This is a genomic window from Sphingobacterium thermophilum (genome assembly GCF_039541675.1).
Taxonomy (GTDB): Bacteria; Bacteroidota; Bacteroidia; order Sphingobacteriales; family Sphingobacteriaceae; genus Sphingobacterium; species Sphingobacterium thermophilum.
In genome coordinates, this window is the sequence record NZ_BAABGR010000014.1 from 41,396 (window position 1) to 51,635 (window position 10,240).

Below are 10,240 nucleotides of genomic sequence, written 5' to 3' on the forward strand. Positions count from 1 at the left end.
TTAAAGATTGTTATGTTAAAGAATCATTTAAATAAGGCTCTATATGGTTTAATACTCTTCTCCTTAGGTCTGACATCCTGTGAGAAAGAAGAGATTTCCTCCTCCGCATCAGATTTTATCATATCTTCGAGTGTTCATGCTGAAGATCAAATTAAGTCTGCCTATAAGGTAGATATCTCCGGAGGAAAAGATACACTCTATGTCTTGACCGACAAAGAATTTTCTATTTCGAGTGAAAAGGCAGATCCAGAAAATTGGATTAGTATAGAGAAGGTGGAAAAAGTATCTAATTCCCTGTACCATGTCATATTGGATATTAAACCATTGAAGGAAACTTTTGAGTTAAGAACTAGTGTGTTATCTCTTATCACAGAAGATCTTGATGGAGGATTTGTCACAGTCACACAAGGATATACACGCCGGTTTAGTGATAACTTTAGTTGGTTACGTTATGGCGTGGTAAATCCCTTGGATGAAGGGAGGGAGGTGTTGATGCAAAGCTGGACTTCTACACAGCTGGCGAATGGATGGACTTCTACGGTAGGAGAGGACCAGGAGGCAGCATATGTGTACGGCCGATTCGAGCATGTAAAACTTGGAAAGGATAACTATGGTGCTGATTTTATAAGCAGAAACATAGGTGGAATAGAGAAGGACAGTATTTTGGTATTGAGCTTCAACGCGGTGGCGTATGCGCCTTTGTTTGGCGAGCCCGACAACAATAAGCTTACAGTAGAACTTCAAAACGGCTGTCAGTTTGAGGATGGTACCACTTCCCAGACCATTGCCTTAAATCACTTTGATTCAAAGTCTGCTTTGGTAGAACAAAATTTATGGAATAATTCTTTCCATTACTTATATATCAAGAAGCCAGAAACCAATACGGTAATCTCTACCATCAGGGTACGTTTTGTCACAGGAAACAGTATCAGTTCTCCTGCTAACAGAATATTTCTTGACAACTTCAATATATATTCTGTGCATGAGTTTGAAACTCATTAACTACTGTATTAATTGCATTAAAAAAGCGAAACTCATCAGTTTCGCTTTTTTAATCTGAGTTCATTTAGTTCAGATAAGGACTTTTCGGGAAGTTGGCTACATGAGCATATTTAGGCCCTAAGCTTATCAAAGCCTGTTTCCATAGGTCTTCTCCATCGGTGAGGAAGGTGAGTTCAGTACTGTATTCATTATGTACCGCCCAAGAATTTTGATTTATTTCCTCGTCAAGTTGTCCCGGGGACCAGCCTGAGTAGCCAAGGAAAAATTTTATTTCTGTTGTGGAAAGTATACCTTCGTTAATCAGAAAAACCGCTTTTTCGAAATCCCCACCCCAGTAGATGTCTTTGTAGATAAGTTTGCCGTTTTCTATTTTCTCGGGAGCACGGTGCAGATAAAAGATGGCGTTGTGCTGTACCGGCCCTCCAATATATAAAGGAAAGTCTGCGACATCCATATCCACCACATCCGACAGCAACAAGCTTGACCGTTGGTTCAGAATAAGACCTATCGTGCCATCCTCGTTATGTTCACATAGCAATACTACAGATCGCTCAAAATTGGGATCCAACATGAAAGGCTCTGAAAGCAGCAAACTTCCCTGTTTTGGTGGATTCGAATTAAACATAATTTTTTCTCTCCATGTTATTTTTAGTCTAAACTACAAAAAACGTTTCAACAAGTGAAATGTGTCTGTCAAAATCCCACTTATTAGGTAGATTTATGCACTTCATTTATTAAGTTTGTATAAATAATTTTTGATTTTTATGGCAATCGAACATAAGGATATAGCTGCGATAAGGGAGGATTATGCGAAGGGCTCTTTATCGGAAAATGACACATTAGGCAATCCTATAGAACAGTTTGAACGGTGGTTTCAGCAGGCCTTGGATGGTGAGGTGGTGGAACCTAACGCTATGGTTCTTTCGACTATAAATCGTGAAGGTTTCCCCTCATCTCGGGTAGTCCTTCTTAAAGATTTGAAGTCTGAAGGATTTAGTTTTTTTACCAACTATACTAGTCAGAAAGGACAAGATATAGAACAACATGGCAAGGTGAGTCTGTTGTTTTTTTGGCCGGAGTTACAGCGTCAGGTTCGTATTGAAGGTATAGTGGAGAAGTTGCCGGCAGAAGATTCCGATGAGTATTACGCGTCACGACCTCGTGGCAGTCAAATAGGTGCTTGGGCATCCCCTCAAAGTCAGGTTATTGCCGACAGGTCCGTATTGGAGGAACGTGTGGCAACGTATGAAGATAAGTTTGCCGGACAACCCTTGGTGCCACGCCCCACCTTTTGGGGCGGATATTTGGTGAAGCCTGTGCGCATGGAATTTTGGCAGGGAAGAAGCTCTCGATTGCATGACAGGATTGTATATACAAAAGCGGAAAATAACTCCTGGACAAAAAAAAGACTAGCACCCTAATGAACAATTTGATACAAGATTTACAGAGCAAGTTCGGTGTGGAAAACATACAGCCCATGGAAGGGGGACTGCAGCAGACCATCACACTGCCGAAAGATATTTTGGTTGACGTTTGCCGTTATCTCAGAGATGATAGTAAATACTATTTTGACTTTCTATCAAATATTACTGCGGTGGATTATTTTCCGGAAAATAGATTTGCTGTAGTATATAATCTAGCGTCTCTTCCCTTTCAAAGACAGCTGACTCTCCGCGTGGAGCTGACTATGGAAAATAGAGATAAGAACAATTTGCCGGAAGTACCTTCCGTAAGCAGTGTATGGCGAACAGCCGATTGGCACGAGAGGGAGGCCTTTGACCTTATGGGTATATTTTTTTCAGGACATCCTGACTTGCGAAGAATTCTGCTGCCGGACGATTGGCAGGGCTTTCCTCTGCGTAAAGATTATGAAGATCCGGAATCGTACCACGGAATACCAATAAAAGGTGAATAACATGCTTGAACAATACAATCAGGGTTACCTGAAATATAAAGAGAAGATAGAAAGTATAGGTTCTACCGAGATGGTCATCAACTTAGGACCACAACATCCTTCTACGCACGGAGTGTTGCGCTTGGAGTTGATTACCGACGGTGAAATTGTTAAGGAAATCATCCCTCACTTGGGATATCTGCACCGCTGTTTTGATAAACATGCTGAGTCGTTGAGCTATCCCAAAACCATTCCTTTCACGGACCGACTGGACTATCTGGCTTCTATGAACAACAGCCACAGCTATGTGATGGGAGTAGAACGTATGTTGGGAATAGCCGATAAAATTCCGAAACGGGTAGAGTATATACGCGTTTTAGTCTGTGAACTGAATCGCATAGCATCCCATCTCATTGCCATAGGAACCTACGGTATCGATATAGGAGCGTTTACTCCATTCTTGTGGTGTTTCCGCGACCGAGAACATATAATGAATATGTTAGAATGGGCGTCGGGATCCCGTATGCTGTATAACTACATTTGGGTAGGAGGCATTTTCTATGACATTCCTGTAGGTTTTGAGGAGCGCTGCAAGGAGTTTGTAAGCTACTTTCGTCCTAAGTTGGACGAGCTGGATGACTTGCTTACCAACAATCAGATATTCATCGCACGTACGGCAAACATTGGTGTCTTGCCGGCAGATGTAGCCATTAACTATGGCTGTTCAGGGCCTATGCTGCGTGCCAGTGGGGTGAAGTGGGATTTACGACGTGTGGATGGGTATTCCGTGTATCCTGAATTGGATTTCGACATTCCTATAGGACAAGGTTTGATGGGGACTGTTGGGGACTGTTGGGATCGCTATAAGGTGCGTGTCGATGAGATTAAAGAATCTATTAAAATCATTGAGCAATGTGCCGATCGCCTGATGTCGGATTTTGCACGTTCTCCGGAATTTGACCCACGGGCCTTGGTTCCTAAAAAAGTAACTTTAAAAGAACAAGCATATTATGTACGTGCAGAAAATCCTAAAGGAGAACTCGGTTTTTATTTTGAAACACAAGCAAAAACCGATATTCCACGTCGTGTTAAGGCCAGAGGCCCTAGTTTTAATAATCTTTCAGTTCTTCCGGAATTAGGAAAAGGAGTCCTTATAGCAGATTTAATAGCTATTCTAGGATCTATCGATATTGTGCTTGGAGAAGTCGACCGATAATTGAAAACCGCAAAAAAACGCAAAAATAATTTGCATGGTAAACTATTTTGCGTACCTTTGTGGTCTCATAATTTAAGTTTATAATTGGTTAATAGGCGAGTTTAAAGCAGCCCTGCTTTAGGCTCGTTTTTTTATTATTATCTAATAAATTTTTATGAAGTAAAAACATAAAATGCTTGGCTTAAGAATAGCTTTCTAACTTGTTCTTTAGCATGTGTTCATAGTTATATTGCTTTATAGGATAATTTTGGTTAACTTAATATAAAAAAGTCTGTCCTATGAAACGGTTCCTACTATACTTTTTCTTCCTATTGCATATAGGACCGCTTCGAGCTCAGCTTTGGCATTTTCCACATGATAAGAAGGTTGTGATACCTTTCGACTTTGTAGATAATCTCATTTTATTGTCTGTCAAACTTAATGGAGAACCCTTATCGTTTTTATTGGACAATGGAGTAAAGGAAACGTTGTTGTTTGGACAGGTGGACTCCGTCTTCCTGAAGAATACCTCTGCTGTCACGTTTCAGGGTTTTGGTATTGGGAGACCTATTCAAGGAATGGTTTCTCTACGCAATAAGCTGGAGGTAGGTACTTTAATCGATTCAGTGCATCATCTTTATGTAATTACGGATACTAGTTTCAACCTCTCGCGCAATATAGGTATTCCTATTCACGGAATTTTGGGGAGCTTATTCTTCAGAAGTAACGTAGTTGCTATAGACTATATTAAGAAGAAGATTACTGTTGCACATAGTGCTTCAGATTTAGGATTAAAAGTGGATAAGTATGATTCATTTCCCCTAATACTGGAAAATGACCGTGTTTATACCCAAGCTCATATTGAAACTAAAGAGAAGAGATTTGAGAACCAAAAGCTACTCTTAGATTTAGGAAATTCGAATCCTATGATGCTTTTTCAGCGTCAGTTGTCTCATTATGTTATCTCGCCTCCCTACATCCGGGAATATTTAGGAATGGGGTTCAATGGGGCTGTGTTTGGCTATAAAAACAGGATTAAAAGTTTGCGATGGGCAAAGTATGTTGTCGAATATCCTATTGTCGCTTATCCTGACAGCAACAGCTATGATCCAGTTAAGATATCGAAAAACAGAGTTGGATCCATAGGCAACCAGATCTTGAGTCGCTTTCATGTCATTTTGGATTATCCAAACCAGCGTATTTATTTGCGAGTGAACAAAAACTTCCACAAGCCTTATGTGGTGGATATGAGTGGACTGGAAATTGTACACGATGGATTTGAATTTGTACGTCACCGTATGTTGTATCAGGATATGGGAGAAAATGAGCGTATGGAAGGTAGGACCATTGTGTTTAGCACCCAGGTGAATTATCTTATTGAGCTGCATGCGACCTATATTGTCAATCAGGTAAGGCCTAACTCTCCGGCAGAGCAGGCTGGTATTCAAATTGGAGATCAGATTCTTAAAATTAACGGCAGAATGGTAGGAAAGATGAAGCTGCAGGATATAAAGGCTAAACTTCAGTCCGGTGAAGGTAAACGTATTAAGATGCAGATAAGAAGAGGAGATAAAGAGCTTAATATTTCCTTTGAGTTGGAAGATCCTTTGTCGCTGCAGACCTACAAAGGTGTATAAAAAAAGAGCATCTTTACGATGCTCTTTTTTATTTGTTATTCAAAATATTCTTTAATCCTATCGAAAAAGGACTTTTCGCTTTTTCCGGGTTGAGGCTTGAAGTTTGGAGAATTCCTTAGTTTTTCTAACAATTCTCTTTCTTCTGGCGACAAAGCTTTCGGAGTCCATATGTTGACGTAAATCAACTGGTCTCCTTTGTGGTAGGAGTTTACTTCCGGAATACCTTTTCCTTTTAGGCGGAGTATTTTTCCTCCTTGCGTTCCCGGTTCTATTTTAATTTTTGCCTTCCCATCTATTGTTGGAACTTCCACGCTGGTACCTAGGGCTGCATCTACAAAGTTGACATAAAGGTCGTAGATAACATTGTTGCCATCACGTTTTAAGGTAGCATGCGGAATCTCTTCGATGAGGATAATCAAGTCGCCTGGTACGCCGTCGCGAGGGGCTGCATTACCTTTGCCGCTCATGGATAGCTGCATTCCTTCGCTTACGCCGGCAGGGATATTGATAGAGATGGTTTCTTCCCCTCTTACTAATCCTTCGCCACGACAGGTAGTACATTTAGCGCTTATTTCTATACCTTCCCCGTTACAGGTAGGACAGGTACTGGTGGTTTGCATTTGTCCCAAAATGGTGTTGGTAACGCGTCTTACCGATCCTGAACCACCACATGTTCTACAGGTGTGGTATGACGATTTATCTTTAGCGCCAGTACCGTTACAGGTACGGCAGACTACTTGCTTGTTTACTTTTATCTTTTTCTCTACCCCTTTGGCAATTTCTTCTAAGGTAAGCTTAACCTTGATGCGCAGGTTGGTACCTTTAGGTACACGACGTCCTCCTCTGGAACTTCTGCCTCCACCGAAGAAACTTTCGAAAGGGCTTCCACTGCCGAAAATATCCCCAAATTGACTAAAGATATCTTCCATATTCATGCCGGCGCCACCACCAAAGTTGGATGAGGTTCCTGCATGGCCGAACTGGTCGTACCTAGCTCTTTTTTCCGGATCGCTCAGCACTTCGTAAGCTTCTGCAGCTTCTTTAAATTTTTCTTCAGCGGTAGGGTCGTCCGGATTTTTGTCCGGGTGATATTTTATCGCCAACTTACGGTAAGCTGATTTTATTTCTGCTGCATCGGCTTGACGCGAAACGCCAAGTACGTCATAATAATCTCTTTTTGACATAAATAGTTGCTATTATTGTCCAATCACTACTTTTGCATAGCGGATAACTTTGTCATTTAAAGTGTATCCTTTCTCAACGACGTCTATAACTTTGTTCTTCATATCTTCTGAAGGCGCTGGAATGGCAGTGATTGCTTCTTGAAAATCCGCATCGAAAGGCTCTCCGATAACTTTAATTTCTTTGAGACCTTCGTTTTCAAGGATCTTGCGGAACTTATTGTTTACCAATTCTATGCCTTGCTTAATAGCTTCAATATCTTGAGCTGTAGCCATCGCTGATAATGCTCTGTCAAAGTCATCCAAAACCGGTAATAGTTTAGAGATTACAGCTTGGCCCGCAGTCTGAATCAATTCTATACGTTCCTTCGCTGTTCTCTTCTTATAGTTATCGAATTCAGCAAACAAACGTGCATATTTATCCTGCATTTCGGCAAGCTGATTGCTCAGCACTTCTTCCTGAGAAGGGGCCGGAGTTTCTGCAGATGTTTCTTGTTCTTGCGTGTGTTCTTTTTCGTTCTGTTCTACGTTTTCGTTTTGCTGCTTTTCGTCTTGAATATTTTCTTTTTCGTTCATGATCACAATTTTTTTTAGATACTTGAGTAGCTCAAGTAGGGGTTTCAATAATTTTGCCATTATAAAATATCCGACACCTTGTCAGTGCTTGATGAATAAACACGTCCAAAATGTCGGATTAAAATAGTTTTTGTCAGTTTTATATACTTACGTTGTCGTGTAGGGCGCCGTCACTGGTGCGTATAATACGCGATGGCATATTACGTATGATCTGGTAGTCGTGTGTAGCCATAAGTACAGCCGTACCAGAAGCGGCTATGTCACGAAGCAACAGTACGATTTCTTCTGAAGTGGCGGGGTCCAAGTTTCCTGTAGGCTCATCCGCAAGAATGATTTCCGGATCGTTGAGCAAAGCTCTTGCTATAACGATACGTTGCTGTTCTCCTCCGGACAGCTCGTGGGGCATCTTGTGTATCTTTGAGCGTAATCCCACCTTTTCCAGTACATCTATCATTTTGTTTTGGATGAGGTTTTTGTCTTTCCATCCGGTAGCTTTCAGTGCAAATTCAAGATTTTTTTCTACCGTACGGTCGTTTAGCAAGTGGAAATCTTGGAAGACAATACCTAATTTTCTTCGAAGAAAGGGTACATCATTTTCGCGCAAGGTCTTAAGGTCAAAGCCAGCTACCAAACCTTCACCGTTGGCGATATACAGATCGCCGTATATGATTTTCAATAAGGAACTTTTTCCGGAACCCGATTGACCGATAAGATAGATAAATTCACCTTTGTCGATCTCAAGATTAACGTTGGATAGTACTAAATGTTTTTGTTGATATATATCTACGTTTTTTAGACGTATTACTGTGTTTTTTACCATCTTATAGTTTGATTTTTTTTATTTGTCCGAAAGGCAATTCCTGAACGATTTTCATGATTTGTTCGGCTTTATCTCCTAACCCGATTTTTTCCAAAGATTTGTCGGGTCTGTCAACCCTGAAGTAGGCCAAGAGCGTGAAGGCGTCGTCGCGCAATTGGACATAGTCAGGAATTTTTGCCACACCTTTTACTTTGATTACATACATAGTTAAACAAAGTTAGAATTTTTTATGAATTGCCTGTTATAAGCTTATCAATTTAACAATTATTGATGGTCTGTCAGAAATTTCAACGTATCCACTCCGTCAGCATAGTCGTTTAATGCAGGACATTGGCTGCCGCCCAGTGCAAATTGAGGGGTACGGATATTTAGGGGCGTCATAGACGTCACACATTGAATTTGATCTGCATGGTTGTTGATAAAAGACTCTACATCGGATAAGCTGTCATATTCTTCATAATAAACTACTGCCAGGGGAGAGGCTATCCTTTCGTCTTCTTTGAGTAGCAAGAAGCCGTTGTCATAATGTTTGTCTCCGTTTACAAGGTATATAGATTTGTTATAATCGTAGTTGTTGCTGTATTTGAAATGGTCCTTGATATCTTTGAAAGGTTCGATAGCCTCGAAGAAAGTCGCTATGTTGTAGCCTGAAGGCAAGAATATTTTTGATACGGACCGGCATCCCAAACCGAAATAGTCGAAGATGTCGTAACCCAACAGGTGAAGTTCTTTTGTAGATTCTTTTCCTGTCAGTACTGCCACGGAGTTTCTGTTTTTACGGATGATATTCGGTTTTTTTCCGAAATAATATTCGAAGTATCGGGCAGTATTGTTGGACCCTGTGGCGATGACAAGATCAAAATTGGAAAGGCGATCCACCAGATGTATATGCTGTTGGAAGCGTGGTTCTATTTCTAGAAGTTTGTGGATGATGAGCTTGCTGACCCCCGCATCATCCGAAGATAGTTTGACCAGTGCCGTGAAGCCTGTAATAAGTGTAGACAGTAGGTCGTGAAATCCTACCAACGGAATGTTGCCGGCAAGGACTAGTCCCACGGTTTTGTTGTTCATCCCGTCTTGGATAGGGTAGGCCGAAGTCCACTGTTCCAGTTTTTCTACAGTAAGGTTTTGGCCAAGCGTTTGAAACTGCTTGAGGATATTTTCTTTAGTGTACCAGGCATTCTGAAGGTGGATGCTTTCTATGCGGAATAAACTGTCCCTGTCAGGATTGCACATCCATTCTCCTAATGTTGCAAAAGCTCTGATTCTCTCGTTCTTTGTCAAAATATGTAATTTAGAATTATTCTGATAATTATTTACTTTATCTTTGTTTTGTCAAATAAGTAAAAACTCTACTGATTACGTATACTTTTATTATGAAAGTTAGAAATCGATTTTTACTTTTGACAGTACAAAATTAGTTTATTTATTAATTGTGAGGTTATAAATGGCGATAAAAATTACTGACGAATGCATTAATTGTGGGGCTTGTGAGCCAGAATGCCCAAATAATGCGATATATGATGCGGGTGTTCCATGGAGATTTTCGGATGGTACTGCTTTGGATGGAATTATCGATTTTGGCGATGGTGTTACTATAGATGCGTCGGCACCACAGGAAGCTATTTCGAACGAAGTGTATTATATCGTTTCGGACAAATGTACAGAATGTGTGGGCTTTCATGATGAGCCGCAATGTGCTGCCGTATGTCCGGTAGACTGTTGTGTGGAAGACGAAAATGTGGTAGAAACCCAAGAAGAATTGTTGGCTAAGAAAGCCTGGTTACACGGGGAATAATAAAAGATTACCATCATATAATAAAAAAGGCATGAGTTATAGACATGCCCCAAAAAGTTAGACACTTATTTGGGGCATTTTTATGAGTAAAAAACAGAAGTATAATTTCAATTTTAAGTTACGTCTAGTAACCACTA

The 10,240-nt window shown here is 40.7% G+C and carries 12 protein-coding genes; 6 read left to right on the forward strand and 6 right to left on the reverse strand.

Going from position 1 to position 10,240, the window contains the following annotated elements; all coding sequences use genetic code 11:
* The first annotated feature begins 12 nt into the window (after positions 1 to 12).
* On the forward strand, positions 13 to 1,002 hold the full coding sequence (locus ABD873_RS06000) for a hypothetical protein (protein WP_345065976.1): 990 nt from the start codon (positions 13 to 15) through the stop codon (positions 1,000 to 1,002).
* A 64-nt stretch (positions 1,003 to 1,066) separates the two neighbouring features.
* Here the strand turns inward: ABD873_RS06000 and ABD873_RS06005 are convergent, their stop codons facing one another.
* Positions 1,067 to 1,627 (reverse strand): YqgE/AlgH family protein, encoded by a 561-nt coding sequence (locus ABD873_RS06005; RefSeq protein WP_345065979.1) that lies wholly within the window; start codon positions 1,625 to 1,627, stop codon positions 1,067 to 1,069.
* 139 nt (positions 1,628 to 1,766) lie between these two features.
* On the opposite strand from ABD873_RS06005, the gene pdxH reads away from it, so the two are divergent.
* The 4 genes from pdxH (at position 1,767) to ABD873_RS06025 (ending at position 5,728) form a co-directional block, all read left to right on the forward strand.
* Entirely contained in the window at positions 1,767 to 2,423 is a 657-nt protein-coding gene (gene pdxH / locus ABD873_RS06010; RefSeq protein ID WP_345065981.1) for a pyridoxamine 5'-phosphate oxidase, read from the forward strand.
* Positions 2,423 to 2,917, forward strand: coding sequence for an NADH-quinone oxidoreductase subunit C (locus tag ABD873_RS06015; RefSeq protein ID WP_345065984.1), 495 nt, complete (start codon positions 2,423 to 2,425; stop codon positions 2,915 to 2,917). The genes pdxH and ABD873_RS06015 overlap by 1 nt, the downstream gene beginning before the upstream one ends.
* A 1-nt stretch (position 2,918) precedes the next feature.
* The gene (locus tag ABD873_RS06020) at positions 2,919 to 4,112 is read left to right on the forward strand and encodes an NADH-quinone oxidoreductase subunit D (RefSeq protein WP_345065987.1); all 1,194 of its coding nucleotides are present in this window, start codon (positions 2,919 to 2,921) and stop codon (positions 4,110 to 4,112) included.
* A gap of 278 nt (positions 4,113 to 4,390) precedes the next feature.
* Entirely contained in the window at positions 4,391 to 5,728 is a 1,338-nt protein-coding gene (locus tag ABD873_RS06025) for a PDZ domain-containing protein (RefSeq protein ID WP_345065990.1), read from the forward strand.
* 35 nt (positions 5,729 to 5,763) lie between these two features.
* Here the strand turns inward: ABD873_RS06025 and dnaJ are convergent, their stop codons facing one another.
* The 5 genes from dnaJ to ABD873_RS06050 form a co-directional block, all read right to left on the reverse strand.
* Entirely contained in the window at positions 5,764 to 6,912 is a 1,149-nt protein-coding gene (dnaJ, locus tag ABD873_RS06030; RefSeq protein ID WP_345065993.1) for a molecular chaperone DnaJ, read from the reverse strand.
* A gap of 12 nt (positions 6,913 to 6,924) precedes the next feature.
* Positions 6,925 to 7,485, reverse strand: coding sequence for a nucleotide exchange factor GrpE (locus ABD873_RS06035; protein WP_039053988.1), 561 nt, complete (start codon positions 7,483 to 7,485; stop codon positions 6,925 to 6,927).
* A gap of 139 nt (positions 7,486 to 7,624) precedes the next feature.
* On the reverse strand, positions 7,625 to 8,305 hold the full coding sequence (locus ABD873_RS06040) for a cell division ATP-binding protein FtsE (protein WP_345065996.1): 681 nt from the start codon (positions 8,303 to 8,305) through the stop codon (positions 7,625 to 7,627).
* 1 nt (position 8,306) lies between these two features.
* Positions 8,307 to 8,510: a fructose-6-phosphate aldolase gene (locus ABD873_RS06045; RefSeq protein ID WP_345065999.1), complete on the reverse strand. Its 204-nt coding sequence runs from the start codon at positions 8,508 to 8,510 to the stop codon at positions 8,307 to 8,309.
* A 59-nt stretch (positions 8,511 to 8,569) separates the two neighbouring features.
* Entirely contained in the window at positions 8,570 to 9,589 is a 1,020-nt protein-coding gene (locus ABD873_RS06050) for an acyl-CoA reductase (RefSeq protein WP_345066002.1), read from the reverse strand.
* A 163-nt stretch (positions 9,590 to 9,752) separates the two neighbouring features.
* On the opposite strand from ABD873_RS06050, the gene ABD873_RS06055 reads away from it, so the two are divergent.
* On the forward strand, positions 9,753 to 10,103 hold the full coding sequence (locus ABD873_RS06055; RefSeq protein ID WP_039054106.1) for a 4Fe-4S dicluster domain-containing protein: 351 nt from the start codon (positions 9,753 to 9,755) through the stop codon (positions 10,101 to 10,103).
* Positions 10,104 to 10,240 lie beyond the last annotated feature (137 nt).

Coding starts and splice junctions, on each gene's coding strand:
- ABD873_RS06045 (WP_345065999.1), bottom strand. CDS start 8,510: ATGTATGTAATCAAAGTAAAAGGTGTGGCAAAAATTCCTGACTATGTC.
- ABD873_RS06005 (WP_345065979.1), bottom strand. CDS start 1,627: ATGTTTAATTCGAATCCACCAAAACAGGGAAGTTTGCTGCTTTCAGAG.
- ABD873_RS06035 (WP_039053988.1), bottom strand. CDS start 7,485: ATGAACGAAAAAGAAAATATTCAAGACGAAAAGCAGCAAAACGAAAAC.
- ABD873_RS06025 (WP_345065990.1), top strand. CDS start 4,391: ATGAAACGGTTCCTACTATACTTTTTCTTCCTATTGCATATAGGACCG.
- dnaJ (WP_345065993.1), bottom strand. CDS start 6,912: ATGTCAAAAAGAGATTATTATGACGTACTTGGCGTTTCGCGTCAAGCC.
- pdxH (WP_345065981.1), top strand. CDS start 1,767: ATGGCAATCGAACATAAGGATATAGCTGCGATAAGGGAGGATTATGCG.
- ABD873_RS06020 (WP_345065987.1), top strand. CDS start 2,919: ATGCTTGAACAATACAATCAGGGTTACCTGAAATATAAAGAGAAGATA.
- ABD873_RS06040 (WP_345065996.1), bottom strand. CDS start 8,305: ATGGTAAAAAACACAGTAATACGTCTAAAAAACGTAGATATATATCAA.
- ABD873_RS06055 (WP_039054106.1), top strand. CDS start 9,753: ATGGCGATAAAAATTACTGACGAATGCATTAATTGTGGGGCTTGTGAG.
- ABD873_RS06015 (WP_345065984.1), top strand. CDS start 2,423: ATGAACAATTTGATACAAGATTTACAGAGCAAGTTCGGTGTGGAAAAC.
- ABD873_RS06000 (WP_345065976.1), top strand. CDS start 13: ATGTTAAAGAATCATTTAAATAAGGCTCTATATGGTTTAATACTCTTC.